The organism is Veillonella sp. ICM51a (assembly GCF_000524355.1).
Taxonomy (GTDB): domain Bacteria; phylum Bacillota; class Negativicutes; order Veillonellales; family Veillonellaceae; genus Veillonella; species Veillonella atypica.
Map to the genome: position 1 here is coordinate 22,045 of NZ_JAPX01000019.1, position 26,718 is coordinate 48,762.

The following is a 26,718-nucleotide window of genomic DNA, read 5'->3' on the forward strand; positions in this document are numbered from 1 at the left end:
ACATGTTTTACTTAAACATTTATCACTTTTTTTGATATCCGATTATGAATCAAATATACTTATATTATACAATAATTTTCAGATATTAAAAGCATTAATCATCAATATGGTTATATTTATAAATTATTTAACCTAATATAGAAATTATTCTATTCATTAATTTTTCATATGTATTTTTACATACACCGAATGTGGAATAAGATTATATTTATGTAATTTATTCATCACCCAAGAAATGTTGCATTAAATGATTCAATTGTTCTTGGTCACGAGCCCCCATCGTTTCAACAGCGGAATGCATAGCCAATAATGGTAAGCCAATGTCCATCGTCCGCATTGGTAACATAGCTGATGAAATAGAACCTACAGTTGAGCCGCCTGGAATATCAGAACGATTAACATAAATCTGGTAGGCTACATTAGCTTCCTCACAAAGGCCTTTCACAATGGCAATAGCCTTTGCATCGCCTGCATAAGATTGGCTACAGGCCTGTTTTAATGTAACGCCTCCATTGAGTACCGGAAAATTGGTAATATCATTTTTCTCTGGATAATTTGGATGCAATCCATGGGCTACATCAGATGAAATCATGAAGCCACGAGCCACATCTAGATCCATATCATCACGGTTTAATCCTAAACTGCGATACACACGTTCTAATAAGTTTGGCAATAACATTCCTGCTCCGCCTTGTTTAGTACGGCTACCTACCTCTTCATTGTCGAATAGGATTGCACAGCGAATACCGTCAACTTTATTTTTCTTTGCCTCTACAATACCCGCGAGAACACCGAAGCAAGACGTTAAATTATCAAGTCTTGGAGAACTAATGAAATCGAAATCTGTACCAACTAATGCACCTTCTGTTACAGGATAGAGTGTAATTTCATAGGATAGAATTTCAGATGAATCACAATTAATCTCGTCTGCTAAAAATTGATTCCATACTTCTTCCTCAGATTTTGTCGTATCTCCATCTGGTTTCATCATGATGATAGGTAACATTTCTTTTTGGCGATTTAAGGCTACCCCATCATTCACATTACGGTTCATATGAATCGCTAAATTAGGGATAATGGCGATTGGCCGCTTCGTATCAAATAGAACAGAATCAACATCATATGGATTTTCACCCTTTAAGACAACTGTTCCAGCGGCCCCTAAAGGTCGATCTAACCAAGTATTTTGAATTAACCCACCATACATCTCAACATTGAGCTTTGTGTATCCTTTCACATCAGTAATAGGATTTGGCTTGACCCGTATAGCAGGAAAATCTGTGTGAGCCGATGCAATGCGTAAGGAATGACGATAGTCCTCGCCTATGTGAAAGGCAAATAATGTCGTACCATATACATTAACTACATAATCACCAGATGTTAAATTCCAAGGTTCTTCCAAGGATAACTCTGTAAATCCTGCATCTAATAATAGTTGCAAACTAGTATCTACCGTATGATACGGAGATGTACATCCTTTGATATATTTTATTAATTGAGGATTATCAAATTTCATATGACCTCCTACTTAATTATTACATGCAAATTATTATGTAATATACATAATCTATTGTCATTGTAACACAAAAACGCCGTCCCACAAGGGACGGCGTCATGTATACATAATCGTATACGTTTATGTAATTGTATTTTACCACATACCAATTACTTTCATCCAGATAGAACCTAATCCTACAAAGATGATTAAGTTGATAACAGATGAGAAGAAACCGAGTTTCCACCATGTGTTTTGAGGAACATATCCAGTGTTGAAGATTACTGGAGAAGGACCTGCTGCATAGTGAGTCAAAGACATACACATACCTCCTACATAGGAAAAAAATTAAACTTTGTATGAAAAAAGCTGTGCAACACTGGGTATGCACAGCTTTCATCGTCATATACATCCTACTCAGGCAAAGATACATCCTCTAAATTTGTTTTGTCGATAGACTCAATATCACCTTTATCACATAAATTTGCAATATTTGGATCGATTGGTAAACGGCTCAACAATAATAGACCATATTTTTGAAGAATTTCTTCAATATGGCTTTCACCAAAGATTTGGTAATCCTTACCATTATCTGGACAATGGAAGTACGAATAGTTTTCTACTACACCGATGATAGGCACTTGCATTAAATCAGCCATTTTAACTGCTTTTTCAACAATCATAGATACCAAATCTTGAGGAGATGTAACAATGATAATACCATCCAATTTCAAGGATTGATATACAGTAATTGCTACGTCACCTGTTCCTGGCGGCATATCAACGAATAAATAATCGATGTCTTTCCAAATAACATCACTGTAGAATTGTTTTACAACATTGCCTAGAATAGGACCACGCCACAATACAGGATCTGTATCATTTTCAAGCAATAAATTAACAGACATTACATCAATGCCATATTGCTTAGTTTTAACAGGATACATACCAACTTCGTCAGCGTAAGCCTTTTCTTTGATACCAAACATCTTAGGAATAGATGGACCAGTTATATCAGCATCAAGAATACCTACTTTATAACCTTTACGAGCCATCGTTAAGGCCATCAAGCTTGTAACGGAGGATTTACCTACCCCACCCTTACCGGATACAACACCGATAACATGTTTAACTGAACTCAATTCATGCAATGGAGCCGTCATATCTTGAGGCTGTTGTGCACCACCGCAACCTGCGGATTTGGATGGACAACTGTTGCAATCACTACTGCTGCTACCGCAACCCATAGTAAACACCTACTTTCTTCGAGGACTTTCCTCAACAATATATAGTTAGAAAATTATTATCTCATTGTAAATATCGTTCATTGTGAAAGCTCTTTCTACAACTAACACATCATATATTTACAGTGTTATTGTATCATGGTAGTTTAATAATTTTCAATATACCTATACGCTTTAAACGACTAAATTATTCACCACAATAGTCCTTTGTAAGAGCACAGAGGATTTCCATCCCCTTCTCAATTTCTGGAATTGTTGGCACCGTATAGCTCAAGCGGAATGCGTGACCATTTTTTACGCCATCAGCTGCAAAGGCACCACATTTAATTATGCCTACATTTTTATCCATGCACGCTTCAAAGAATTCATCACAATCAACAGTGTCAGGCATTGTCATCCATGCAAACATACCGCCTGTAGGTTGTGTCAAATGAACCTTGGAACTTCCCTTTTCTTTGAATACACGCATCATGGCATCACATTTAGATTTATATACTTTCCGTACATTTTCTAAATGTGCATCATAATCGATGTGGTCTAGTACGTGTGCTACCACCTTTTGTGTAACTAGCGGCATTTGTCCAGCCGTATTATTTTTTAATGCTTGGATAGTGCCGATAACATCTTCTGGGCCCAACAAGAAACCAACGCGCAAACCTGCCGATAATGTTTTAGAATAGGATCCGGCGTAGAGAACACGGTTTTCCGTATCAAAGGATTTAAAGGTCGGTACATGCTCACCAGCAAAACGGATTTCACCATATGGATCATCTTCATAAATAAATAAATCATATTTAGATGCAATAGCGTAAATTTCTTTACGACGCTCTAAAGGCATGGTAATACCTGTTGGATTTTGGAAATTTGGAATTAAATAGATATATTTCCCCTTACCAGATTGAGCTGCTTTTTCCAATTCACTTGGAATCATACCGAACTCATCAGTTTTGATACCGACTGCCTTAGCCCCCATATTGCGTACAGAATTGATAGCACTAGTGAAAGTATAATCATCCATATATACTTCGTCGCCTGGTTCACACACGGTAATTGGTACTAAGCCCAATAGTTGACCAGCCCCATTAGAAATGATTAAACATTGGCCATCTAAATTCATATGATGAACTTCAGATAAACGCTGTAAGGTCAATTCTGCTAATCGCGCATCCCCTTGCATCGGACCATATTGTAATAAACTCATAGGATTATCATGAACGATGAAATCAAAGGCATCTTCGATAACTTTCACAGGAATTGCCTCTGGTGCTGGATTACCAATACCAAAACTGATAAATCCAGGTACACCTACACCACGTTCAAATACTTCACGGATGAAATTAGGCCCTTTTAATATTACGCGTTCAGGAAGTGAAAAACTCATAGTATCGCCTCTTTTATTTTAATTACATAGAAATACATGTTTATTAAGCATTAGGATCATGTTCTCGTTCTGCATTACGTTTATTAATATATCGTTTATATACCTTCCATAGAATAAAATATACAATGGCTGCTACGACGACAATAATACCTAGACGCCCCATATTCTCTTGAAAGTTGACAATATCTGTGCCAATAGCAACTTCAAGGGCTGTAGACGGAAATTTACCAATTAAATTTGCTAAAATATAGTCACGCGGTTTAATCTTACTGATAGCCCCTAATGCAGTGATGACACCAGATGGAAAATAAGGTAATGATCTAGCAAATAACATGACCACAAAACCATTATTACCGGAAAAATCGTCAACCTTCATCAATGTGGTACTCTTAGAAATTAGCTTATCCGCCGCATCTCGTAAGAAATAACGCATAATGTAAAAGCTGATGACTACCCCAATGGTTTCAGCGAGCCATGAAATAATAATGCCAGGCCACATGCCAAACACGAGACCATTCGCTGTGGAAATAAAGATGGATGGCAAAAACCCTACAGCATTGACAAAAATATCAAGGAGCATGCTCACCACCATGGCCATAGGACCATAGCCTTGAATATACTCGGCAATTTCCTCCATAGAACCACTCGTTGCTAGATGCCACATAGTTGGGTAAAATGTAGGATCTACAATATTAATGATGATTAGTAGTACGACAAATAATACGCCTGCTATTACCTGCACCAAGCCTTCACCAGAAGGCGAAAATTTTCGTTCTTTCATAGTTACCTCGTTTAATAAAACTAGTACTATTATAGCACGGATTCTATAGAGTCTGTATAATTAAGTCTATTTTAGGAAATAATAAATTTTATCATTACAAAATTAGCATATATACTCATAAGAGTTGTATAATACAAATATATTCTAGTTCATTACGAAAGAAGGTTTACTATGATACAAGTTGGTCAATCTGCGACAGCAACGGTTACAGTTACAGAATCTAATATTGCAAAAACAATGAAGTCTGGTTCTCTTGAGGTATTCGCTACTCCTGCTATGTGTGCACTTATGGAAGAAGCGGCACAAGCAGCGGTACAACCAGAATTAAATGATGGTGAAGGCACGGTAGGCATCTCCCTATCCATTAGCCATGATGCTCCCTCCCCTATGGGTGCTACAATTACAGCCACTGCTACAGTAACAGCTGTGGAAGGGCGAAAAATCTCCTTTGCCATCGAAGCATCCGATGGTGTTGGAATTATTGGTAAAGGCACACATGAACGATTTGTCATTAACAATGAGAAATTTATGACTAAGGTCGGTGCACGAAAAGCATCAAACTAAATCGATAGATCCAATCAAATATATTCTATAAGCGCAAACATCCTCCACAATCTTCTGATTATGGAGGATGTTTTAATATTATATTATTTTATATTACTTAAAGATTAGCAAATCTTAACTACCCAACCTTCTGGAGCTTCGATTTCACCATGTTGGATACCAAGTAATGTATCATATAATTTTTTAGTTACAGGGCCCATATCATCCATGCCAGCTGGTACATTGATAGTGCCTTCTGGAGTATCGATTTGACCTACTGGAGAAATAACCGCTGCTGTACCGCATAGACCCATTTCAGCAAAGTCTTTTAATTCATCTTTATAAACAGTGCGATGTTCTACTTTCATACCAAGATAATGTTCTGCTACATACATCAAGGAACGACGTGTAATGGATGGCAAGATACTATCAGATTTAGGTGTTACTAATTTGCCATCTTTAGTGATGAAGATAAAGTTTGCACCACCAGTTTCTTCTACATGTGTACGAGTAGCCGCATCAAGGTACATGTTTTCTGCATAACCTTTGTTATGAGCATCAGTGATAGCATATAAACTCATCGCATAGTTTAAACCAGCTTTAATATGGCCAGTACCATGAGGAGCTGCACGATCAAAATCAGTGATACGAATTTTGATTGGTTTAGCGCCACCTTTGAAGTAAGGTCCTACTGGTGTAGTAAATACGCGGAATTGATATTCATCTGCAGGTTTTACACCGATAACGGAGTTTGTACCCATCATGTATGGACGAATATAAAGACTTGCACCATGACCATAAGGAGGAACAAAGTCTTTGTTTGCTTTTACGACTTCTTTTACAGCTTCAAGGAAGCGTCCTTCAGGTAATGTAGGCATTACAAGACGTTCCGCAGATTGATTTAAACGCTCTGCATTAAGATCTGGACGGAAACATACAATGTGACCATCTTTAGTATAGTATGCTTTTAAACCTTCGAATACAGTTTGTGCATATTGGAATACACCTGCACATTCATTAAGAACAACGTTAGCATCAGTAATTAATCCGCCTTCGTCCCATTTACCATCTTTATATGTAGTCAAATAACGGTAGTCGGTTTCTACATAACCAAAACCGAGATTATCCCAATCGATATTCTTGCTCATAACAATAACCTCCATGCTTATTAATATACTTATAATCTTAACACTATGAGCAAGTTATTTCAACATATTCTATAGAGCCTATTAAGGAGATTTATATTATAATTAACTTACAATATATGTATCTCATCTCGTAAGGAGGTATTTCTCATGAAAGAATCTACTAACCGTACCCTAATTACTAAGCCCAAAAACATTATCTGTATCGGTTTAAACTATGCAGACCATATAGAGGAAACAAGTCTTGCTACACATGATTTTCCAGAAATCTTTATGAAAACATCTAATGCATTGGCGTCACATCAAGATATAGTTCCCATTCAAGATGAAAACCTTCATTATGATTACGAAGGAGAACTGGTTATCGTCATTGGTAAGGCTGGTAAAAATATATCTCGTGAACAGGCCAGAGACCATATATTAGGCTATACCATTGGAAATGATGTTTCAGCTCGAACCTTACAATTTAGAGGCTCTCAATGGATTCTCGGCAAATCACTAGATAACTTTGCCCCTATCGGTCCTACTATTGTCTCTCCAGATGATTTTGATTTTGACAATGCCACTATTACTACAACAGTCAATGGTGAAGTACGTCAACAAGCCAAATTACAACAAATGATGTTTAAACCAGATGCAATCATAGAGTTTGTATCTCAGTATATTACACTACAAGAGTGTGACATTATCTTTACCGGTACACCTAGTGGTGTTGTACTTGGTAAAAATGAAAAACGATATGGTTGGTTACAATCAGGAGATACCGTATCTATATCGATTAGTGGCATTGGTACCTTAGTAAATCAATTTAAATAGCCCCCCCTATATATACCAAAAGAGATTACCTATGATGTGTCTATCCATCATGAGTAATCTCTTTCTTCTTTTTCTATAAGTCTATTTAAATATGATTTTACAATCTAATATGTACTATTTATGTTTCGCTTCAAGATCAAGCATGTATTTCTTACGTTCAATACCACCTGCATATCCGGTCAATTTACCATTACTGCCGATAACGCGATGACATGGAATGATAATAGATATAGGATTATGTCCTACAGCACCTCCTACAGCTTGAGCAGACATTTTATCTTTTCCTTGTTTTTCAGCAATCTTCTTACCTATTTCACCATAAGTTGTCGTTTCACCATAAGAGATAGTTTGTAATACAGACCATACAGACTTACGGAACTCTGTTCCTTCTAATTGTATTGGTGGAGTAATAAATGGTTTTTGACCGTTAAAATATTGGTCTAGCCACATAATGGTTACTTCAAAGGGGCCTGTTAGTTGTTCAATATATTCCGCATCATCATAAGTAGGAGCATGGCTTTCATCTACAAAAAATAAATCTGTTAAATACGTTAATGTACCAAGCATTATCATCGTTCCTAACGGACTTTCATAGGTGTATTTATAATTCATAGTACATTAACTCCTTATTAAACTAACAAATCATTCATAACCTTTTGTATATCATTATTAAATGATACAGTATTTTCATGAATTTCAAAAGTAGTATATTATTTATCCCAATAATTTGTTGTAGATGTCATAATCTATATCCTTAAATACATTAAATACCACTTGTATTTTACTATTTGTTTCTTTTAAATATGTTCGTACCGTATCTATGGCAATCTGTGCTGCTTCTTCATTAGGGAATCTAAACTCACCAGTAGAAATACAACAGAATACAATGGAGTGTAAGTTATAAGCATTAGCTAGTTGCAAACAGGACCGATAACATGATACCAGTTCATTTCTCTCCTTAGCTGTTACCTTCTCATAAATAATAGGTCCAACCGTGTGAAGTATATGTTTTGCTGGTAAATTATACCCATAGGTCATACGAGCTACACCTGTTTTCTCTGGCATTTCCATATACTCAGTCATTCTAGCACATTCCATACGAAGTTCAATACCTGCAAAGGTATGAATTTCATTATCGATACACTTATGATTTGGAGCAAAACATCCTAATAATTGATTATTGGCTGCATTTACAATAGCGTCTACAGATAATCGAGTAATGTCTCCTTGCCATAGATAAATCTGAGTCTCTCGCTCTTCCATATCATTAATGGTTACAATGCCCTTTTCATGGGCCAATATATTTAAATATTCAGCCTCTATCTTCATCCATTCAAGAGGCATTCCACCAGCAGGGCGAATATTACATAAAGATCTAAAGAGAGTAAATTGCTCTTCTTCATTCATAGGGATATCTATATGTTCGTTATGCTTCTCTTTGTATTCTGCTACTAAGCCTTCCACCAAATAGCGTAACCGTTCTTGCTGTGTCATATGTAACTCCTTTTAGTATAGACTATACGTTCACCTATTATATAACAAAAAACTGCTAGCACATACATATGCATATGCTAGCAGTAACTTTACTGTTTATAATATATCAAAAGTTATGGTCTTACAAAATCTTGACCACCATGATTGACCAAGATATCCCCATCTAATACTTTTGTGGTAACGTTTTGTAGACTACCTTGAATTTGGCTCATCATAAAACGATATCCTGGGCTATTTACATGTTTATTGAAAGCTGATTCATCGCTATAGATTTGAATAACATACCAGTGAGTTTTATTATTTCTTTCACGTAATACATAACCTGCCTTATAACCCGCCTCATCACGAACGGCACGTTCAATGTCTAGTTGATATTGTTTTTGCACTGTATCTACTTCATTGCCATCAACAGTGAATTCCGTTAAGGTCACAACAGATTGACCGTCATTAATGATAGATAGAGCATTTGGTTTTTCAATCAATAGCAAAGGCTGTACATCATACAACTTGCGGTTCGTCAATTTAGATCCTACTTCATTAATATAGTTTTGGAAATGCTCGGATTTGCGGTGTGTTTCTAAGGCAGCCGTATCTTTATATACCTCCACTACGTATGATTCAGATGGATTACCTTTTACATGAGCCACATTCATAGATAGTGTATTAGGCTCCTTGGCCATAGAGGCTGTTAAATTCTGAACACCTGCAGTATTATACGCACCTTGTAATTCAGCAGGTACTTGGAAACGATACAAACCTACAATAGGGGCTGTATCTACTTGTTCTTGTTTATCAAATGTGAATGCTGCAAACGATGTGCTAACGCCTAATATGGCAATAGCAGAAGTTAGCAAAATTCGTTTTATCATTCTCTTATTCATTAGTGACTCCTTTACATATATCTTGATAATTTTTCAGCCCATAATCCAATACGTTTATAAGTTAAAAGTTCACATACTTTTGATGTAAAATGACCAAATCTACGATAAAAGAAATTAAAGGTTAAATAGGCTGGTATCGTTCCGATAGTCTTAGGCATACGGCGGAATATATTTCTTATGGAATATAACTCTTGATATATCCAAAGATATCCTTCTTCTAATTCCTCTTTAGACATACCAAGCGGTGTCACAACCACATGAGACGTATTATATCTAGATAAGTCATGATCAAAAATTCTATTTTGTTCTTCCATTCTCTTGTAGAATTCAGTCCCAGGATACGGTGTAACAATATGTGATGTAATCGTATCAATTTTCTGGCTAATAATCCAATCTAATGTATTTTTAAATGTCTCTGGCGTGTCTCCATCTAGACCAAATACAAAGCTAGCATTGACCATAATGCCACGCTTATGTAATTCACTAATAAGTCTTTCAAACTCTTCACGATTGTTTTGCATTTTATGAACACTAGATAAAGACTGAGGACTGATACTTTCAAAACCAATAAATAAACTCTGACAACCAGTTTCTTTCATCAAATCCATTAATTCAGGGTATTGTCCTATTTTCATAGTAACCGCTGCATTCCAGTTTAATTTTAAAGGTTTAATACGCTCTAAAAACTGTTTAGTCCAAGAAATATTACCAATAAAATTATCATCAATAAACATAATATGCTTTGTGCCTAAACTTTTAATATCTGCTAATACATCATCTATATTACGATTTATATATTGATGAGTTCCAGAACTATTATAGCAAAAATCGCATGTATGAGGGCAACTGCGACTTGTAGAAACAACGTTATACCATAAATAATCAGTCTTATCTATCATGTCATATGCAGGCGCTACAATATCATTCCCAGAAGTTAAAGGCGCAGATACATATTCAGATTGTAGTCTACTATGTTTCATGTCCTCTATAATTTGAGGCCATGTATTTTCTGCAAAACCAATACATAAGCTATCAAATGCATCCTTTGGCACAGAACTAGATGCAGTTGTAATATGTATACCACCAGCAATAACCTTAACACCTTTTTGTCTATATATAGATGCAATTTCAATGGCTCTAGGTAAAACATCTACAGTAACTGCTATGCCTACTAAGTCAGGCACATCATCAAAATCAATGGGTCTAATATTTTCATTTTCAATTGTAACTTCACAATCATGTCGAATAATGTTAGCCACCGTCAGCAAACCTAAATGAGGGGACATGCGTATTTTTAAATCTGTATCCATAGGACGTTTTAACATACGCGGTTGAATCAATTTAACTTTCATGTAAAACCTCTTATGTTACATCTATATTGTTATATATTCAATTATTGTACCATGCTCCTCTATAAGCTTAACAAGGTCTTTTCCTTGTAACCACACGGTCGCATCATTTTGATTTGGATGGATACCAATGAGATTATCCTTATAATCCGCATCAATGTAATAATGCACCTTACGCTCCTCATCGTGGAGTAAGCAGAATGGTGATACATGACCTGGTTTAATCTTCAAAATCTCCCATAACTCTTCTTCAGAACCAAAGGAAATCTTTTTAAGATTGTGGTCCTTACGGAATTGTTTTAAATCTACACGCTTTGAACCACGAACGGTAATTAAATAGTAATGCTCTCGCTTATGGTCTCGGATAAATAAATTCTTCGCATCCCATTCTGGATATGGCGGCTCTACATCTGGTTTATCGTCCATACTAAATAGCGGTGCGTGATCCGTAACTTCAAAATCGATATGATGGTCATGCAAACAATCATATACGCCTTGTTTATCTAACATGTAATACCTCTAATACATATATTGTTAGTGAAAGTAGCACTTATATGCTATATCACTACATTTATTCTGGAACCTTATAGGTCCCATCAAATACAAACAATTCAGGATGTTCATGTACGAATGTATCTTCATAGATTCCATCATATTCATACACCACATCATCTTTTTTATCAAGGAAATCGAACAGTTCATCCTCATTTTCCCAATTTTTTAGAATGTTCCATCGTTCTTCTCTATCAAATGGTACGGAACCACCAAAGTACTCGATTACGGATTGTAAGTTATCTGCTAGTTCATCCATCTTAAAGAGACGTAAACCGGCTAGAGCATCTTCCCATACAATACCGGTAGAGTTATAGAAGAATTGATGATGACCACCATTATTAACCTCTGCGAAGTACCAAGATATAGCATTAAGATAGCGTTGTTCTAAGGTAAAAGGTTTTGCGGATTCTATATAATCATCATAAGATCCATATATATTGATGGTCCAATACATGGGTTCATTAATGGTCCATACATCGTCTGTAGCCATGATTTCTTGAACCGTGATAGTGCGATGACGAGGTACACCTTTACGTTTCTTCTTTTTCTCTGCTACGTATTCATTATAAGCAGAACACAAGTCAGGATAATCAGATTCACATGTTTCAAAATCCATTTGCAAATAGCACATATCAATGACTTCAAAACAGTACAATTTTATATCATCTAGTTTCGCTTCCGTAGCTAAACGTACACCTTTATCTACTAATCTTAGCATCTGTTGCATAGTATTCGATGTGTACCCGTCACTATTATCCAAGACAAGGGCTCCATACGCATAGGCACAGCGATAATACCACACCGCATCACGATACTCTTCATCAATAGATTCTAATACCTTAATAGCCTCTTTTTCATTGCTATTATTGTTATAAGCTCGACCAAGCTCACCTAATAGAGGTACGGATAAATTTTCCATGCCCATATCAGTTAATATATTAATAATAGTTTCTACATTCCCAGAATTATTAAGCTCTTTAATAGTTTGTAATTGCTCCGCATCAGAAAATGCTTTAAATTGTTCAACCGTTAATCCCATTATGTCACATCCTGTCATATTTCATATATAGTCTTAAAATAAACATTATCTAGAAGCTAGCTACCACAAACAATATAGAATACAGGTATACCGTCTTCGTTATCTATGAGACCATACCCTTCACATTCATGTCCTTCGTATTCGATGCCTTCAAAGAATACGTGATCACCAAGTTCTTTATTAGCCATTAAATTATGCAATTTAAAGAGTAATTCTTCTCTAGTAAAATATGTACCATTATCCGCCACAAGATGAGCCATAATTTCTACCTGCCACATGCCATCTTCTTTATCTTCTTCCAGCAATTCTTCATCGGTAACACGTTCATTATCAAAAAGTTGGGCTTCACTTTCAATCCAAGCTTCATAGGTTACTAGAATTTCAGGTTCTTCTAATCTATCATCGTCATCTGTTTGATCATCATCTACATATTTTTCTACAATTTTATTATATTCTTTTGAAAACTCATCTCTACTATACGTATGTTTGTTAAATATCCAATGCACTATATCATATGTAGGATAGTTATCTTCATCGCATTCATTAACGTCTTCGACATCTTTACCTTCTGTAGCATCTTGACTGTTTTTCTTATCAAATACATTCTTAATGGTTTCAAATATCACAGGATAATCCTCCTTGTACTGTTTCGGCTTGATTTTAAATAGGTGATATTTTACTACTTCACAGCACCAACCAAGTTGTTTATCTAAATGGGCTTCTTTCGTCATTTTTATGCCTGTTTCTATTAATTGTAATGCCTTCTGTACATGTTCAGATTCATAGCTTTTACCATACCCTAGCATCCCATGAGCATAGCCACAACGATAATACCAAGACCAATCGCGATGTGCCTCATCGATACGTTCAAATAACTCGATAGCCTCTGCTGCGCGGCCATTATTGTTATACATACGTCCTAAGGCACTTAATAGTATAGGAGACAAATTATCAATGCCTATGTTAGTTAATAACTCCATCGCACGCTTGAAATCGATGCCCTCTTGTTCATTAAGGAGCTTAACCTTTTCCACATCACTTAATTCTTGAAACTCTTCATCCGTAATGTCTTCTATACTGAAATATAAGTTCTTAATAAAGTCACCAAAGTTATCTGCTAACAGAGTAATTGAATAATCACATTCTTGATCTACACGTACAACCTTAGGCTCACCGGTAGGACCACACTCACGATAATCAAGGAAAATCATGTCGTGACCGCCGGAAATTGTATCGGCTACAATGACACCGATAGGAGGATATTTTACTTTTGAAATCCAAAACTCATTACCCATCTCACCTAAAAGAGAGTATTTTTTATCTCTATCGATGCCATATATTCCTGTTATATATACACAATCGTCATCATCGTTAATAAAACAATTTTTCTTTACTACACCACCATTATGGTTTTTAAGTAGTTCAATATATGCTGTAGGCAATGTATAGCCTAGCTCAGCTTCAGCATTCTTAATATCCTCATCGGTAACCTCTCTACCTATATAGGACTCAAATGCATAATCGGTGTCTTTCCAAAATCCAGTCCAATTGAAATCTTTTAGATGACTCATAATACTCTCTCCTAAACAAATAGATATAATCTAACCACATTTTATTTGATCAATGGAATATTTTTTTATTAAAGCTTTCACCTCGCGTCGTATCAAAATGGTATCTATAATATAGGAAAAAATGATATAAGGAGATACGTTAATAATCCCGACAGGGGCCAATATAAGGGCTGCCCACAATAAATTCAGTGAATACGCATACCACTTAAAATCAATAGTATTTAAAAATGGTATAACATAGTCAATAACTCTTACTTCCCATTGCATTAATGGGTTCAATTCCTCACTTGTGCCTAATAGCCAAGTGAAAGTAAGGGCAAATATCAAACCATATACTATGCCAACAGGAATTAATACCTTCGCTCTCTTTTTTAATAAATTACGGCAAATCTCATCTTCTTCCTCTGGTGTTACATTGTATACCATATTACATTGAATCTGAATCCGTCTAAATCGATAGCGAATATACTTATACAAAAGGTTATTCGGTGTATATAACATAATAGACTCCGCATGCTATTGGTAGTAACTAAATCATTAGAGAATATATTATCCATCTATGGCAAAGTAATGTAAATCTTTGAATTCATCATCCCAAAACGTAAAGGAAAAGATGTGCGTATCATCAAATGTTTGCTCACAATAGGTCACAGCATCTCGCTCTGGCTCAATAATAGGCATACCTATCCGTATTTTCACTTCATCAATAGTGACATCGCCATACCAATCCTGGATTTCGTTATGAATGAAAGTAACAATGGAATCTATATTCTTATGATAATTAGTAGCTAATAATTTAGCAGTATCTACATTAGCATCTGTTGGCTTCTCATCCCAACAAAATTGCATGCCTTCATAGGTAAATGTATATTGCCTTAACCGTTCATCATATATTATCTCATTAATCATTTTCACTATCCTTTACATAGCTTTCCATCTTAGGTCTTAAATCTAGCACGATTTCCCAATCATCTAATGTTGGAACCTTATGATGTGCAATAAAATCTTCTATGATCTGTAACACCTCTTGGTGGCCTAGTTCATTCTTACCATATATGATGGCACCTTCTTCGTCTATAGCAGTAACACTAATTTCTATATGTAATAAATCGGTATCTTGATCACTACAAACCTGTACAAAGTTATATAATTTATTATCTATGGAGATTGCCTTTGATGGAGAAATAACTACAAAGTCTTGCTCTTGGTCCTCAATAGCATACAAATTTTGTTCAACTTCATTCAGTGTAATACCTTCATATTTGTACTCACCTACATCAATGGACCAATCCGTATATGTTTTCTCAAATGTATCTATCATATGTATCGCCTCTCCTTTACGATATCCATTAAAACAAAGTTTCTAATTGCCCTGCCATATCCTCTATAAACTCATCAAATTTACAGAGCTCTCGTAGTTCTTGATGTTCCATATCATAACAGGAAATCTTTTTAGATTTAGGGTCCCATACAATTTGATAATCGTTGTACTCACCTAGCTCTTTAGATAAACGTAATAGTTTACGACGACCCCATTTAAATGGAACTGTATCAAGTAAAGGTAAGAACTCTATAGAAATAAAATCTGAGTCTGGCAATTCAAAGCAAAGATTATCTCCCTCTAAAAATGATACTAGTCCCTTTGGTAGTTTAAACGGTTTTAATTGATCCATTTTATTCTGTTTATCATGGTACTCAGCAGGCTCTAAATTTTTAAAATACTCAGCCATTTCCATATCACCTTTTTCAATAGCAATACTATAGGGACGCATACCATCCTTTTCTGTGATGGTTACATCAGCACCATGTTCTACCAAATATTTACACATCAGTAAATCCACATACCGAGCTGCTACACAGAGTGGGGTTGGCTTAAATGGATACACAGAATCAGGCTTGTTGTAATTAATATCCACACCATTATTAATAAAGAAATCTAGGACCTCATAATTTTCATCTGTAATGCCATTTCTGAAAGCTCGTCCGCCATATTTTTGTACTGTATGGCCTAAGTCATGAATCAGTTGTAAGTTCTCATATTTCTTGCCATATAAGGCAGCTTGAAAGGCATCTACGTTCACAGAGTTCAAAGCATGAATGTTAGCACCATGAGCCACAACATAATCTATTACCTTTTGGTCAGCATACCGTACAGCTAACAAGAAAGTTGGATTTTCTTCATCATTTAAATCTGCGCCATGTTCGACCAACCATTTTACACTTGGCAAACATTCCATTACTAACGCTAATTGTAGAGGTGAATACTCACTATATTTACTAATTTGTATAGGCTCATCTATATCCCAACCACCTTGTAATGCTCTTTCAAGTGCTGTTATATTTCCATTTATAATATCTGTCACTAAATCTGGTGCAGATTCAAAAGTGCCTAAATCCTTAAGATGTATCATATGTGTCTCTCCCTTATAATACGACCTTATATGTATACTGATGATTCATAGTTTAATTATACTAAATTTATTGTAACTTTTGATATAGAAAAAGCCTCTTACCGAAGTAAGAGACTGAACCGACCTCCTTAACGTTAAGATTTGGGTCTAACATTAAGAGGTCGGTTCAAAAGCTGCCAAATTCAAAGGATATTTTAGACAGACTTGATAAATTGCAAGAAAAGAAGAATCCCCTCATGCAAGAGTATTCGTCCTCAAAAACCACGATGGACGAGCTTTACAAAATACGAAAAAATTATGGAATTTATATGGGTAAGGAAATGGAGAGATAACCAGCTCCTTATTAACCCCTACTATATTAAGCATCATTCATACATTGTAAAAGCTCATAATTCTGAACATACATCTCATTATTTAGTAAGCTATATTTTTCATTTTCTAAAACTTTTATATTTATATTCGAATTAATGACATAATCTTTTTCTGAAAATCCTATTGCCGAAACAATTAACTGGCTAAATTGATCTGATGATTCCATAATATACTCGACTAATGCCTGTTTCTTCTCTTGGTCTGTCTCCGCATTATTAGGGCTATCAAAAACCATTGGAAATGTTGTTCCTTCAGGATTAAATTTCTGTTTTAAATCATTGAGTGTTAGATACCATATAACAGTTGATAATGGTTTGTTGCTTCCACTTGCACAAAAATTTTTAGATAGTTGTTCGTAACTATCAGCTTCCAACTCATTTAAATTGAATCTTATTTTTAATTTATCAATCAAATAATAGTAATTTTCATCAACAGATTTCATTTTATCTTTAACACTTTTAAATTCTTTCTTTAGTGGTTTTAGAGCCTCCTTTGTGCTGTCGATAATTCTGCTATTAATAGTCAAATCATTATTAATTTCATCGATTAGTTTATTTAGTCCTCTGAACTTGATATAGTCTTTGATTTCCTTTTTGTTTTTACAAATCTTTTTATTATGCTCCTCCAACGTCAAAGTCAAGTTTGAATATATTTCCTCATTTTTAAGTATTTCATCTTCAATATGGGCATTTTCTGTTTTTATTGCATCTTTCAGACTAAGAGCATTATTAATATGATTATACCTCTTACTCCTTAGTTCCAAAGTCGAATCTAAAACAGAATGACATTCAGGACAAACTTTCGATTTTAAAATAGTTTTTATTTCCTTTTCTTCTTTTGCCTCAAATTTAGATATTTGAGATAAAGTGACATTCTGTTCAACTAATTGATTTCTCAAGTCAACAAGCTTATTCCTTACTGAATTCATTTCATTAATCAGCGATGAATATTTTTGAGTTTCTATATTAAGCTCATTTTCTAAGGCACGGCTTGTTTCCGGACATGAAAAACCATCCAAAATTAAATTGGTTCTGTCTTTCATTTTAATTAGTTCTTCTATTTCTTCTTTCTTACTTTTAATTTCAAGTTCTAATTCTTCTTTTTGTTTCACAAATTCGAAATATTCTTTATTGTAAATGCCCAAATGTGAGTAAATAACATTAAGTTTAAAATTACTGAACTGAGCAAGACTTTTAAACGAATTAAATTTTGTACCGATGTATTCATCTTGATCTAAAAAGTTCAGTAAAAAACTATATGCAGGTGGTGCTATTACTAATTGATTTGTATTTTTTTGCGGCAACCATATAGAAAAATTAAATAAATTGCCAAAAAAATCTGCTAATTCACATCTATGAATAGTAGTAAAAATAATATCACCTTTTGCATTAAATATTTTAAATAATTTTTGAGATCTATAAATCGAAAAATCTTTATCATCCACCTTGAAAAATAAAATATAGACCTTATCTTTTTCTCCCCATTTCGAGTCAAAGTGAGAATCCGCACCCAAAGCATGGTATAAGCTTCTTAATAAAACTGATTTTCCTCTATCTGTTCCATCTATATCACTCGATGTAATAATATTAACTCCTTTTTTAAATTCTGTTGAATAAGCCTCTTTTTTTACAACATCAAATATATATATTTTGTCAAATATAACATTCATTATAAAATTCCTCCTGAAGCATACATATAGTAAATCATTATGTATTGAACTGATTTCATATCATCAGTAAATTCCACATCAAAATCGTCATCAAATAATTTTGATATTTCTTTTAAATAACTTTCAATATCGTCTAATGAGTCTTCATGTTCCTTAATATAATTATAAATTTTTATCTTTATTAATCGTAAAGACTTACTTTGCTGAGTTTCAAGTATATTACCCAGTGCTGTATTATATCTTCTTCGCTTAGCTAATGACAGGTTATTTATATACTCCTGTGTTTCATTGATTCCATTTTTAGATTCCTTTTTATGTGCATTTAACATTTTATCAAATTCACTTCTTGTAATACCTTTATTTTTTACAACATCTTCATAAGTACCGGAATCAAATTCATAAGAAGCTTTTTCTTTAACAGAATCAAAGACCAGTCTATATAATGCATTCGGATTTTGAGGTTCTTCGCCTTTAATATCAACGAAAGATTTTACTAATTTTCCTCTAATAGAATCCTCTGGATTTAATAAATCCATGTTATCAAATATATAAAATACATTATCTAAACACACAGTGTTTAAATTTAATTCTGTACACAACTTTTCCCTAACACCATCAAGTACATCCTGATCTAAATCTCCAAAACATTGCTCAGGAAAATCAATTTCCTTATTATTGATTTTAAGTTGTTTATTACATACAATTGCTAATTTTATATTGTAATTTGGTGAATATAAAGCATATAATTTTCCTAAAATAGAATTATTCTCATTATTGCCTTTCTTACATAAGTTATTCGAATTATAATTACCACTTTTTTTCGTCTTGATTTGGTAAAAATTCAATTCATCATCTTTATGCAGTTCGATATCACATTTAAAATCAAAAATTATCGTATATTCATTGTTTGCTTTATGTTCATCTATTATTTTACTAATTCCCCATAATAATTCTAATCTAAAGCGATTTTTAGCAATGCTTCCAGATAAATCTTTTGGTAAGTTCATGTAGTACTTTTCTTTATCCATAATTAACCTCCTTTCAAAATCTATTTATCAATTCTTATACACTCCACTATTTCCTCAATATCACAATCCAAAGCATTGCAAATCCTAAGCAAAACATCCGTAGTCACATTTTGCCCATTCTTCATTTTATAGAATGTACTTTTACTTACTTTTGCTTTTTCCATCAATTCATTGTTTGTCATATCTAAATCAATCAGTTTTTTGAACAATCTTTTATAACTGAAAATTCTCATTCTTATCCTCCGTTCAAGAAAACTATATTTAGTATATTATACTTCAAAATATACTTTTTTCATAAATATATTCTCTTTAATCGAACTCTTGTAAATTAAAAAGAGCCGTGCAGACCTAAGATTACACCGACCATATATTTATCTCTCAGCTTCTTTACTTGCTGAGCCGACCCCTTAATGTTAGACCAAAAATCTTAACATTAAGGAGGTCGGTTTTTCTATGGCAAAATATAGCTTTATATTTAAATTAAAAGTCGTTACTGCATATCTAAATAGTGAGGATGGATATAGCTCTTTAGCTAAGAAATACGTTGTAAAGGATGCATCGCAAGTTTGTCGTTGGATTAGTGCATTTAAAGAATTTGGTAAAGATAGTTTGTGTCGAAAGCGAATTAATACAAGATATACTTCAGAATTTAAGTTAGCTGTGGTAGAGTCATACTTAACTAGTGAATTATCATATCGGCAAATTGCATTTCAATATGGTCTAAATAATCCTCCATTAATAGCTCGTTGGAAATCGGATTTTATGAAATATGGGGCCAATGCTTTTGTCGAGCGACCGAAAGAACGAATACCTACTATGAGTCGAACAGATGAAAAAGCAAAGATTAGCACACATACTAAATCTCGTAACCAAAAGAAGAAAAAAGAATTAACACCAGAGCAAGCTCGTATTTTAGAATTAGAAAAACAATTACGCTATGCCCAAATAGAGAATGCCTATTTAAAAGAATTGAGGAGATTGTGCATCGAGGACGCTTGAAAAATGAAAGAGCAGCAAGAATCATTAGCAGTCTCCGAAGAGAATTCAAACTAACTGAGATTCTTGCTGCCTTATGTTTTCCAAAAGCAACATATATGTACTGGCAACAGCACTTTGACCGAGTAGATCCAGATCTACAAATTCGAATAGCTATTGAAGATATTCGTAATGACCATCCCAACTATGGATATAGAAGGTTGTTACCCTTGTTACAATCACGAGGTATTGTTATTAATAAGAAACGATTGCAACGAATTATGCAAAAGTTTAATCTACAAGTAATAGCATTTTCCCGTAAGAGCCGAAAATATAACTCATATAAAGGCGTTAAAGGACGGATTGCACCTAATCGCATTAAGCGTAGATTCCATTGTAATCAACCACATCAAAAAATTACTACAGATACAACTGAATTTAAGTATTATGAACTAGATGCAAACGGTGCTTTGAAAGTTGGAAAACTATACTTAGATCCATTTATGGATTTATATAATCTTGAAATTATTAGTTTTAGTATAAGTCCTACACCATCGGCTGAGTCCATACTTTCAGCACAACAACAAGCGATTGAAAAGACTGCCGATGCTAAGTATGGGCGGACATTTCATTCTGACCGTGTCTGGGCTTACCAAATGAAAATGTATCAATATAATTTAAAAGTGCATAATATATTCCAAAGTATGTCTGGAAGAGGTAATTGTCTTGACAATTCACCAATGGAAAATTTCTTTGCTATCTTAAAACAAGAGATGTATTATGGCAATACTTTTCAAAGCTATGATGAGTTAAAAGAGGCGATTGAAAACTATATTATGTATTACAATACTAAACGAATTAAGAAAAGATTGAACTGGCTAAGTCCAATTGACTATTGTTTAGCTACTACTGCAGCATAAAAAATTCCGAGCAACCAGTTTAGGTTACTCGGAAATAAAAGTCTAACTTTTTGGGATCACTACAAACGCCATTATGACATAGGTTTCTTTATTATACGTATATATGGGGCATCATTATTGAATCAAGAATTATATAGTAGGCATATACTTTTCTTCAAAGGACGTCAATATACCTAGCAGTTTAGTATCTAAAAACGACAGAGCCTGTTATCTAATGTCTGTTGGAATACCATAATAGGCCTGAGCTACACCACCACAAATAGCAGCAACAGTATCACTGTCGCCACCTACTGAGATGGCATTGCGAATGGCATCTTCAAAATCAGTGGATTCAAAAAAAGCTTGCAATGCTTGTGGTACAGTTCCTTGACAACTTTCATTAAACCTATAGGTATCTCTGATTTCATCCAATGTGAAATCCATGGTGTAATAATGCTGATTAATATAATCTCTGATTTCTTGTATATCTTTACCAGTTTTAGCTAAGTATATGGCAACTGCTGTCGCCTCTGCACCTTTCATGCCTTCTGGATGGTTATGAGTAACCTCAGTAACTAATTTAGAAAGAAGCTTTGCTTCGTCCAAACTATGTGTTGCAAATCCAGCAGCACTAACTCTCATAGCAGAACCATTACCATAACTATTATATGGCTTTGGATTCTCTGCAAAAATCCATCTATAGAACCGATCGCCATATCCATAACCTGAATAGCATCTCCCAATCGTCTGCATACATTCCACTGCATTTTTTGAAAGATTTCTGTAATTTGGTTGGCTCATAAGAATGGCCTTTGCTACAGCAAGTGTCATGATACTATCATCAGTTAACACACATTGATCTGTAAAGAAATCAAAGTCCTTCCGTCTAATATTATTAAATTCGAATCGTGAACCAACTATATCACCAATGATTGCTCCTAACATGTTAATCCCTCCCTGAATTTGTTGAATTTATTATTTAGCTAATTTTTATCGTATTAACTATATACATAAATGTTCCGCCAATACTATCCATTTAGTTTAATTATATTACATTTATAAGTATGAGTGTATAGTAAAAGCCCTTTGCACAAGCAAAGGGCTCTATTTATATAATCCTTATTTAATCTTTAATGTATATAGAATTATTTCTTTGAACGCTCTAATTCTTGAATACGTTTTTCTAATTGAGCAATTCTTTCATCGGTGGATGTTGTATTTGATTTAGATTCAGGTCCTACTTTAAAGCTAAGCCCACCATTAAAGCCTTGGTTACCATTGCCTACCACAGTACCTACATTAAATTGTACATTTCGGCTTGGGCGATAGTAAGCGCCTAATGCAGTAGCTGTTTTGCCATGATAATGACCAAATCCTACAGCTACACCTAATCCAGTTTCTCCTTCAGAGAAATTTGGTTGTAATGCAGCTAATGCATAACTTGAGGCTGTTGCCTTATTAACTGTAGTTTCTAAATTCGATCCTACCGATTGAACTTGGCTTATAGCAGATTCTAATTGACCTACTGTTGCTGCATCATGTGCATCGACACCATCGGCTACTTTCACCAAGCGATTATATTTAGCATCTGAATATGTAGTAGGTGTTACTGTAGGCTCTTTATCATAATCTGGCACAGTCTTTTTATAACCTAAGTGTGTGGTGATTTCTTTATCTGGATATTTTACTGTGTAACCAGAAACATCACCTGCATCATGACCAAATGCAATAGTTCCTTCTTCGGTGGCTACGCTTTCATAACCAATAGCAGTGCCATATTTGACAGTAGTACCTGCCTTATGACCTAACGCCAAACTGTTCTCGGCCTTAGAACCTGTAAAACCACCGCCTACAGAGGTAGACGCAAGACCAAGTGTCATTCCATTCGAACCACCCACAACCGTACTACCATTGCCTACGGTCATAGCATCACGAGATCCAACAATGGTACTATATTCGCCATTGGCAATGTTTTTATGAGTTACAAATTTACGACCTGTAAATTCACGACCGCCACCGCCAAGGATGGATGCGCCAGTACCTACTGCTTCATTTTTACTGCCCCCAAATACGGAAGACCACATACCAACCCCGGTATTTCCTAAACCGCCCGCAAGTGTACTTCCTTTTCCATCTGCATTATTTTGAGAACCGCCAATAACAGAACCAATTTCACCAGCTGCATTATTGCCACGACCACCGGCGATGGAACTATGTAATCCATATGTACCATTAGAATTACCACCTGAAATAGATGAGGACTCACCATACGCAATATTATCCTCCCCGCCGCTGATTGTGGCATAATTTCCTACTAAGGTTCCTACTGCTTCAATCTGATTTTTTGTACCACCAAGAATGACCCCATTTTTAATCTCTTCGTGAACAATATTTTGAAAGCCCCCTACAATAGCGGTATAAGGGCCTTCGGTCATATTTTTTGTTCCCCCAAGGACTGCACTATTTTCACCTTCTGCTAAGTTAGGTGCCTTATCCTTACCACCACTGACAACGACACTACCGTCGCCTAACGCTTGGTTACCAGCCGTATAACCACCAATTACTTGACCGGCTGCATTTGCACTAGATGTGCTTAATACCATAACCGTCCCTAATGTTAATGCAAATACACAAGCAGTTACTGCGGTACTAAGGCGCTTTACGTTCTTAGGATTACATTTATGGGAATTTATCTTACCAGTTAACATCATTTGTACTTTACTCATTTCTTTTCTCTCTATGAATATACAAAACTACTTACCAAAAATACTTACAAAACTGACTCCTTTCTAGATATACACAATACACAGATCATTTCTGAATAATTTTTATTCAAAAAAAGGCTATAATATAGATTAATTATAAATTATTTTCATTTTTTATATAATTAGCATTACTTATAATCATATAACTAGTATTCATAATATTTTATTTGGTAGTGTTATAAAAAAGCAACCTCTAGTCAATGAAACTTTAAGTTTCACTAACTAGAGGTTTATTATATGTATTTCAACATCTCGTGCCATAGTAGCTAGGTTACAGGACACATAGACAATACATTTTAGTTCCATTCCCTTTTAGGTCCGCATAAGCGAAGAGCTAATCTATTATTTCTCTTGTACTTGTTTACCACTCATATGTTCAATGGTGATTTCAAACATTTGAACTGCTCTACCAGCATGAGCAATCTCTTTGTCTACAAGCTGCTCACTAGGATAATATTTCATAGCAAATTCTTTTAATCGATCTATAGATTCTGAACCTGCCTCTAGCAAACGACATCTTCCAAATACGACTACACTTTGTACATACGGCGCCCAGGATTCAGATTCATCAATACGATCATTACCATATACAGTAAAACATTCCTTATCTGAAGTTTTCAATGACTCTACTTTATGACCAGCTTTAGCTCCATGAAAGTAAATCTTCTGTCCTACACAATCATAAAAATAATTAATAGGAATAGCATAAGGGTACCCATTATCGCCGTTCATGGCTAAAATACCTCGACGATTAGATTGTAATAAAGCTTCTGCAGCACTATGGTCTATTTCATTTATTTTTTTACGCATAGGTTTAAACATAATATATCTCCTAATTTTATTTAATTATCCTATTTACAAGATACATAAAAGTACCACTATTAGTATTATCAACTTTAGAATATTCTTTCCAATTTATAGGATATATCCCAGTTAATACTATAGATGCTTCCATTCCACGCATTGTTCCTTTTCCTGTATTAGCGGCCCAATTCATACACCCAGTTTTTATAGAACCCTCCTCAATAGAAAATTTGGCGTATGTACAATTTACTTTTGTCGGAGCCTTTAGATAAGATATCTCACTAGTTATCTTAATTGTATAACCTTCAATAAAGTTATTACTCTTATCCCTAAATTCTTCTATACGCATTATATCTTTTAAGTAGTTATAACAACCTTGGTCCTTAGCACCCTGCTCCTTCAACACATACACTTCATCATTTATAGTTTTAATAAATTTTCTTGTCGTATATTTAAGCTCAATAGGAATCCATTTACCATCTAATATAACAAGAATATCAAGATGTAAATTAGGATTAAATTCAGGTACAAACTCTAGTCAAATATCACAATTTGGATATTGTTCTTTAATCATCCAGGCTAAGCTAAACTGAAAATCTGCTTCTGAATGAAATATTGGTCTCCATCTACTCAATTGGTACATTATTTTATCAATATCTAAAATTAGTCCCACACCATATACCTAATTCAATATAATTTAACTACTTATACTAATTATATTATATTTATATATGATTATATTGTAAAAGCCCTTCGCAAAAGCAAAGGGCTAAAATCAATTAATTTATATCTTAACTTATCTTTATTGATTATGTTATTAAAATACTGTTTTGATTTTTAAAGATTTCCCTCAACAACTATAACAGAAGTATATTGAAGTGTTTCCTTTATCCAAGCAATAAATGTGTTTAAAAACTCTTGCTCTTCTTTACTAAGGTTTATAAAATCAACTTCAATATTATGAATTATTTTAATCCAGTAATCTTTCTTAATCCAATTATCAAAGCATACATCAAATCTATCTCTTTCAGTATTATCTGATGCATCTATAATAGGATACACTTGATTAAAGTAAGAAATTAAGATATCAAAATCTGGACTATAAACCCGTAATGGATCTCTATAATAATGCCAATCCTTCATACTGGCTTGCTCTACGCTCCCAATACCTATAAAAGGATGATATCAATCTTTCTCTCCCCTATATCCAGCATAATTTTATCTCTTGAATTGTCAAGTCAAATGCAACTCTACTGAATGATAAACCTCGTATGGAGTTTTCCAATTTAAGCATTTGCGCGGTGCTTCAACATAGCTATCTGATTGATTAATATCCACAGTTTTCGGGAAATATTCTCTAAGCAATCCATTGGTGTTTTCGTTTGTTCCTCTTTGCCAAGGATGATGTGGAAATGGAAAATAAAATTCTACTAAATTCAACTTCTGACTAATTTCTGCATGTTTAGAAAACTCTTTCCCTCTATCTGGAGTTATTGTTTCA

Annotated in this window: 29 protein-coding genes and 2 pseudogenes; 5 read left to right on the forward strand and 26 right to left on the reverse strand. The window is 34.4% G+C overall.

Annotated elements, in window-relative coordinates; genetic code table 11:
• Positions 1 to 217 precede the first annotated feature (217 nt).
• From HMPREF1504_RS02780 to HMPREF1504_RS02795, 5 genes and pseudogenes are all read right to left on the reverse strand, one after another.
• Positions 218 to 1,516, reverse strand: coding sequence for a M18 family aminopeptidase (locus HMPREF1504_RS02780; RefSeq protein WP_038123233.1), 1,299 nt, complete (start codon positions 1,514 to 1,516; stop codon positions 218 to 220).
• A 135-nt stretch (positions 1,517 to 1,651) separates the two neighbouring features.
• A pseudogene (locus HMPREF1504_RS10195) lies at positions 1,652 to 1,822 on the reverse strand (anion permease); the annotation flags it as partial.
• A gap of 86 nt (positions 1,823 to 1,908) precedes the next feature.
• Positions 1,909 to 2,742 carry an Mrp/NBP35 family ATP-binding protein gene (locus HMPREF1504_RS02785; protein WP_009660951.1) on the reverse strand — a complete coding sequence of 278 codons (834 nt, stop codon included), beginning with the start codon at positions 2,740 to 2,742 and terminating at the stop codon, positions 1,909 to 1,911.
• A 184-nt stretch (positions 2,743 to 2,926) separates the two neighbouring features.
• Positions 2,927 to 4,120 (reverse strand): PLP-dependent aminotransferase family protein, encoded by a 1,194-nt coding sequence (locus tag HMPREF1504_RS02790; RefSeq protein ID WP_038123235.1) that lies wholly within the window; start codon positions 4,118 to 4,120, stop codon positions 2,927 to 2,929.
• Between the two features lie 43 nt (positions 4,121 to 4,163).
• Positions 4,164 to 4,901 carry a TVP38/TMEM64 family protein gene (locus tag HMPREF1504_RS02795; RefSeq protein ID WP_005380858.1) on the reverse strand — a complete coding sequence of 246 codons (738 nt, stop codon included), beginning with the start codon at positions 4,899 to 4,901 and terminating at the stop codon, positions 4,164 to 4,166.
• A gap of 171 nt (positions 4,902 to 5,072) precedes the next feature.
• Here HMPREF1504_RS02795 and HMPREF1504_RS02800 point away from each other — a divergent pair, with 171 nt between their 5' ends.
• A complete protein-coding gene (locus HMPREF1504_RS02800; RefSeq protein ID WP_038123238.1) occupies positions 5,073 to 5,465 on the forward strand; it encodes a thioesterase family protein in 393 nt (130 codons plus the stop codon).
• A 104-nt stretch (positions 5,466 to 5,569) separates the two neighbouring features.
• Here HMPREF1504_RS02800 and HMPREF1504_RS02805 read toward each other — a convergent pair whose 3' ends face one another.
• Positions 5,570 to 6,592, reverse strand: a complete 1,023-nt coding sequence (locus HMPREF1504_RS02805; RefSeq protein WP_005380808.1) for a branched-chain amino acid aminotransferase — start codon at positions 6,590 to 6,592, stop codon at positions 5,570 to 5,572.
• Positions 6,593 to 6,739: 147 nt separating this feature from the next.
• Between HMPREF1504_RS02805 and HMPREF1504_RS02810 the strand changes: the two genes are divergently transcribed.
• On the forward strand, positions 6,740 to 7,405 hold the full coding sequence (locus HMPREF1504_RS02810; protein ID WP_038123241.1) for a fumarylacetoacetate hydrolase family protein: 666 nt from the start codon (positions 6,740 to 6,742) through the stop codon (positions 7,403 to 7,405).
• Between the two features lie 114 nt (positions 7,406 to 7,519).
• Here the strand turns inward: HMPREF1504_RS02810 and HMPREF1504_RS02815 are convergent, their stop codons facing one another.
• From HMPREF1504_RS02815 to HMPREF1504_RS02865, 11 genes are all read right to left on the reverse strand, one after another.
• Complete coding sequence (locus HMPREF1504_RS02815; RefSeq protein ID WP_038123242.1) at positions 7,520 to 8,017, reverse strand: methylated-DNA--[protein]-cysteine S-methyltransferase; 498 nt, start codon at positions 8,015 to 8,017, stop codon at positions 7,520 to 7,522.
• 102 nt (positions 8,018 to 8,119) lie between these two features.
• Positions 8,120 to 8,899, reverse strand: coding sequence for a protein-ADP-ribose hydrolase (locus HMPREF1504_RS02820; protein ID WP_038123245.1), 780 nt, complete (start codon positions 8,897 to 8,899; stop codon positions 8,120 to 8,122).
• A gap of 113 nt (positions 8,900 to 9,012) precedes the next feature.
• The gene (locus HMPREF1504_RS02825; RefSeq protein WP_038123248.1) at positions 9,013 to 9,780 is read right to left on the reverse strand and encodes a putative quinol monooxygenase; all 768 of its coding nucleotides are present in this window, start codon (positions 9,778 to 9,780) and stop codon (positions 9,013 to 9,015) included.
• An 11-nt stretch (positions 9,781 to 9,791) separates the two neighbouring features.
• Positions 9,792 to 11,132, reverse strand: a complete 1,341-nt coding sequence (locus HMPREF1504_RS02830) for a radical SAM protein (protein WP_038123251.1) — start codon at positions 11,130 to 11,132, stop codon at positions 9,792 to 9,794.
• Positions 11,133 to 11,153: 21 nt separating this feature from the next.
• The gene (locus HMPREF1504_RS02835) at positions 11,154 to 11,639 is read right to left on the reverse strand and encodes a prolyl-tRNA synthetase associated domain-containing protein (RefSeq protein WP_038123253.1); all 486 of its coding nucleotides are present in this window, start codon (positions 11,637 to 11,639) and stop codon (positions 11,154 to 11,156) included.
• A gap of 61 nt (positions 11,640 to 11,700) precedes the next feature.
• On the reverse strand, positions 11,701 to 12,723 hold the full coding sequence (locus tag HMPREF1504_RS02840; RefSeq protein WP_038123256.1) for a DMP19 family protein: 1,023 nt from the start codon (positions 12,721 to 12,723) through the stop codon (positions 11,701 to 11,703).
• 56 nt (positions 12,724 to 12,779) lie between these two features.
• Positions 12,780 to 14,294 (reverse strand): SMI1/KNR4 family protein, encoded by a 1,515-nt coding sequence (locus HMPREF1504_RS02845; protein WP_038123257.1) that lies wholly within the window; start codon positions 14,292 to 14,294, stop codon positions 12,780 to 12,782.
• A 30-nt stretch (positions 14,295 to 14,324) separates the two neighbouring features.
• Positions 14,325 to 14,795, reverse strand: coding sequence for a hypothetical protein (locus HMPREF1504_RS02850; RefSeq protein WP_038123260.1), 471 nt, complete (start codon positions 14,793 to 14,795; stop codon positions 14,325 to 14,327).
• A 48-nt stretch (positions 14,796 to 14,843) separates the two neighbouring features.
• Positions 14,844 to 15,203, reverse strand: a complete 360-nt coding sequence (locus tag HMPREF1504_RS02855) for a hypothetical protein (RefSeq protein WP_038123262.1) — start codon at positions 15,201 to 15,203, stop codon at positions 14,844 to 14,846.
• Positions 15,196 to 15,615 carry a hypothetical protein gene (locus HMPREF1504_RS02860; protein ID WP_038123264.1) on the reverse strand — a complete coding sequence of 140 codons (420 nt, stop codon included), beginning with the start codon at positions 15,613 to 15,615 and terminating at the stop codon, positions 15,196 to 15,198. Before HMPREF1504_RS02860 ends, HMPREF1504_RS02855 begins: the two co-directional genes overlap by 8 nt.
• 28 nt (positions 15,616 to 15,643) lie before the next feature.
• Complete coding sequence (locus tag HMPREF1504_RS02865) at positions 15,644 to 16,705, reverse strand: ankyrin repeat domain-containing protein (protein WP_038123268.1); 1,062 nt, start codon at positions 16,703 to 16,705, stop codon at positions 15,644 to 15,646.
• Positions 16,706 to 16,866: 161 nt separating this feature from the next.
• On the opposite strand from HMPREF1504_RS02865, the pseudogene HMPREF1504_RS10200 reads away from it, so the two are divergent.
• Positions 16,867 to 17,037 (forward strand): annotated as a pseudogene (locus tag HMPREF1504_RS10200) (endonuclease); the annotation flags it as partial.
• Between the two features lie 26 nt (positions 17,038 to 17,063).
• Here the strand turns inward: HMPREF1504_RS10200 and HMPREF1504_RS02870 are convergent.
• Genes HMPREF1504_RS02870 through HMPREF1504_RS02880 form a run of 3 tightly spaced genes read right to left on the reverse strand, consistent with a single transcriptional unit; the run spans position 17,064 to position 20,007 of the window.
• A complete protein-coding gene (locus tag HMPREF1504_RS02870) occupies positions 17,064 to 18,746 on the reverse strand; it encodes a hypothetical protein (RefSeq protein WP_038123270.1) in 1,683 nt (560 codons plus the stop codon).
• The gene (locus HMPREF1504_RS02875) at positions 18,746 to 19,774 is read right to left on the reverse strand and encodes a DUF4297 domain-containing protein (RefSeq protein ID WP_038123272.1); all 1,029 of its coding nucleotides are present in this window, start codon (positions 19,772 to 19,774) and stop codon (positions 18,746 to 18,748) included. Before HMPREF1504_RS02875 ends, HMPREF1504_RS02870 begins: the two co-directional genes overlap by 1 nt.
• Positions 19,775 to 19,794: 20 nt before the next feature.
• Positions 19,795 to 20,007 carry a helix-turn-helix transcriptional regulator gene (locus tag HMPREF1504_RS02880; protein ID WP_036754116.1) on the reverse strand — a complete coding sequence of 71 codons (213 nt, stop codon included), beginning with the start codon at positions 20,005 to 20,007 and terminating at the stop codon, positions 19,795 to 19,797.
• 220 nt (positions 20,008 to 20,227) lie between these two features.
• Here HMPREF1504_RS02880 and HMPREF1504_RS10515 point away from each other — a divergent pair, with 220 nt between their 5' ends.
• Both HMPREF1504_RS10515 and HMPREF1504_RS10520 read left to right on the forward strand, forming a co-directional pair.
• Positions 20,228 to 20,773, forward strand: coding sequence for a transposase (locus HMPREF1504_RS10515; protein WP_051411664.1), 546 nt, complete (start codon positions 20,228 to 20,230; stop codon positions 20,771 to 20,773).
• Positions 20,755 to 21,669: an IS3 family transposase gene (locus tag HMPREF1504_RS10520; protein WP_232203315.1), complete on the forward strand. Its 915-nt coding sequence runs from the start codon at positions 20,755 to 20,757 to the stop codon at positions 21,667 to 21,669. Before HMPREF1504_RS10515 ends, HMPREF1504_RS10520 begins: the two co-directional genes overlap by 19 nt.
• Before the next feature lie 207 nt (positions 21,670 to 21,876).
• On the opposite strand, the gene HMPREF1504_RS02895 is transcribed toward HMPREF1504_RS10520, so the two are convergent.
• The 6 genes from HMPREF1504_RS02895 to HMPREF1504_RS02920 form a co-directional block, all read right to left on the reverse strand.
• Complete coding sequence (locus HMPREF1504_RS02895; protein ID WP_232203316.1) at positions 21,877 to 22,593, reverse strand: ADP-ribosylglycohydrolase family protein; 717 nt, start codon at positions 22,591 to 22,593, stop codon at positions 21,877 to 21,879.
• Positions 22,594 to 22,793: 200 nt separating this feature from the next.
• Entirely contained in the window at positions 22,794 to 24,374 is a 1,581-nt protein-coding gene (locus tag HMPREF1504_RS02900; protein WP_038123277.1) for a YadA-like family protein, read from the reverse strand.
• A 381-nt stretch (positions 24,375 to 24,755) separates the two neighbouring features.
• A complete protein-coding gene (locus HMPREF1504_RS02905) occupies positions 24,756 to 25,235 on the reverse strand; it encodes a pyridoxamine 5'-phosphate oxidase family protein (protein ID WP_038123280.1) in 480 nt (159 codons plus the stop codon).
• Between the two features lie 16 nt (positions 25,236 to 25,251).
• Complete coding sequence (locus tag HMPREF1504_RS10525) at positions 25,252 to 25,623, reverse strand: hypothetical protein (protein ID WP_232203317.1); 372 nt, start codon at positions 25,621 to 25,623, stop codon at positions 25,252 to 25,254.
• Between the two features lie 431 nt (positions 25,624 to 26,054).
• The gene (locus tag HMPREF1504_RS02915) at positions 26,055 to 26,360 is read right to left on the reverse strand and encodes a hypothetical protein (protein ID WP_038123283.1); all 306 of its coding nucleotides are present in this window, start codon (positions 26,358 to 26,360) and stop codon (positions 26,055 to 26,057) included.
• A 90-nt stretch (positions 26,361 to 26,450) separates the two neighbouring features.
• A partial coding sequence (locus HMPREF1504_RS02920) for an IS30 family transposase (RefSeq protein WP_038123285.1) occupies positions 26,451 to 26,718 on the reverse strand: 268 nt, incomplete at its 5' end.

What these genes read in the sequence shown, in the direction of transcription:
- HMPREF1504_RS02780 (WP_038123233.1), bottom strand. Translation starts at nt 1,516, where the DNA reads ATGAAATTTGATAATCCTCAATTAATAAAATATATCAAAGGATGTACA.
- HMPREF1504_RS02785 (WP_009660951.1), bottom strand. Translation starts at nt 2,742, where the DNA reads ATGGGTTGCGGTAGCAGCAGTAGTGATTGCAACAGTTGTCCATCCAAA.
- HMPREF1504_RS02790 (WP_038123235.1), bottom strand. Translation starts at nt 4,120, where the DNA reads ATGAGTTTTTCACTTCCTGAACGCGTAATATTAAAAGGGCCTAATTTC.
- HMPREF1504_RS02795 (WP_005380858.1), bottom strand. Translation starts at nt 4,901, where the DNA reads ATGAAAGAACGAAAATTTTCGCCTTCTGGTGAAGGCTTGGTGCAGGTA.
- HMPREF1504_RS02800 (WP_038123238.1), top strand. Translation starts at nt 5,073, where the DNA reads ATGATACAAGTTGGTCAATCTGCGACAGCAACGGTTACAGTTACAGAA.
- HMPREF1504_RS02805 (WP_005380808.1), bottom strand. Translation starts at nt 6,592, where the DNA reads ATGAGCAAGAATATCGATTGGGATAATCTCGGTTTTGGTTATGTAGAA.
- HMPREF1504_RS02810 (WP_038123241.1), top strand. Translation starts at nt 6,740, where the DNA reads ATGAAAGAATCTACTAACCGTACCCTAATTACTAAGCCCAAAAACATT.
- HMPREF1504_RS02815 (WP_038123242.1), bottom strand. Translation starts at nt 8,017, where the DNA reads ATGAATTATAAATACACCTATGAAAGTCCGTTAGGAACGATGATAATG.
- HMPREF1504_RS02820 (WP_038123245.1), bottom strand. Translation starts at nt 8,899, where the DNA reads ATGACACAGCAAGAACGGTTACGCTATTTGGTGGAAGGCTTAGTAGCA.
- HMPREF1504_RS02825 (WP_038123248.1), bottom strand. Translation starts at nt 9,780, where the DNA reads ATGAATAAGAGAATGATAAAACGAATTTTGCTAACTTCTGCTATTGCC.
- HMPREF1504_RS02830 (WP_038123251.1), bottom strand. Translation starts at nt 11,132, where the DNA reads ATGAAAGTTAAATTGATTCAACCGCGTATGTTAAAACGTCCTATGGAT.
- HMPREF1504_RS02835 (WP_038123253.1), bottom strand. Translation starts at nt 11,639, where the DNA reads ATGTTAGATAAACAAGGCGTATATGATTGTTTGCATGACCATCATATC.
- HMPREF1504_RS02840 (WP_038123256.1), bottom strand. Translation starts at nt 12,723, where the DNA reads ATGGGATTAACGGTTGAACAATTTAAAGCATTTTCTGATGCGGAGCAA.
- HMPREF1504_RS02845 (WP_038123257.1), bottom strand. Translation starts at nt 14,294, where the DNA reads ATGAGTCATCTAAAAGATTTCAATTGGACTGGATTTTGGAAAGACACC.
- HMPREF1504_RS02850 (WP_038123260.1), bottom strand. Translation starts at nt 14,795, where the DNA reads ATGTTATATACACCGAATAACCTTTTGTATAAGTATATTCGCTATCGA.
- HMPREF1504_RS02855 (WP_038123262.1), bottom strand. Translation starts at nt 15,203, where the DNA reads ATGATTAATGAGATAATATATGATGAACGGTTAAGGCAATATACATTT.
- HMPREF1504_RS02860 (WP_038123264.1), bottom strand. Translation starts at nt 15,615, where the DNA reads ATGATAGATACATTTGAGAAAACATATACGGATTGGTCCATTGATGTA.
- HMPREF1504_RS02865 (WP_038123268.1), bottom strand. Translation starts at nt 16,705, where the DNA reads ATGATACATCTTAAGGATTTAGGCACTTTTGAATCTGCACCAGATTTA.
- HMPREF1504_RS02870 (WP_038123270.1), bottom strand. Translation starts at nt 18,746, where the DNA reads ATGAATGTTATATTTGACAAAATATATATATTTGATGTTGTAAAAAAA.
- HMPREF1504_RS02875 (WP_038123272.1), bottom strand. Translation starts at nt 19,774, where the DNA reads ATGGATAAAGAAAAGTACTACATGAACTTACCAAAAGATTTATCTGGA.
- HMPREF1504_RS02880 (WP_036754116.1), bottom strand. Translation starts at nt 20,007, where the DNA reads ATGAGAATTTTCAGTTATAAAAGATTGTTCAAAAAACTGATTGATTTA.
- HMPREF1504_RS10515 (WP_051411664.1), top strand. Translation starts at nt 20,228, where the DNA reads ATGGCAAAATATAGCTTTATATTTAAATTAAAAGTCGTTACTGCATAT.
- HMPREF1504_RS02895 (WP_232203316.1), bottom strand. Translation starts at nt 22,593, where the DNA reads ATGTTAGGAGCAATCATTGGTGATATAGTTGGTTCACGATTCGAATTT.
- HMPREF1504_RS02900 (WP_038123277.1), bottom strand. Translation starts at nt 24,374, where the DNA reads ATGAGTAAAGTACAAATGATGTTAACTGGTAAGATAAATTCCCATAAA.
- HMPREF1504_RS02905 (WP_038123280.1), bottom strand. Translation starts at nt 25,235, where the DNA reads ATGTTTAAACCTATGCGTAAAAAAATAAATGAAATAGACCATAGTGCT.
- HMPREF1504_RS02915 (WP_038123283.1), bottom strand. Translation starts at nt 26,360, where the DNA reads ATGAAGGATTGGCATTATTATAGAGATCCATTACGGGTTTATAGTCCA.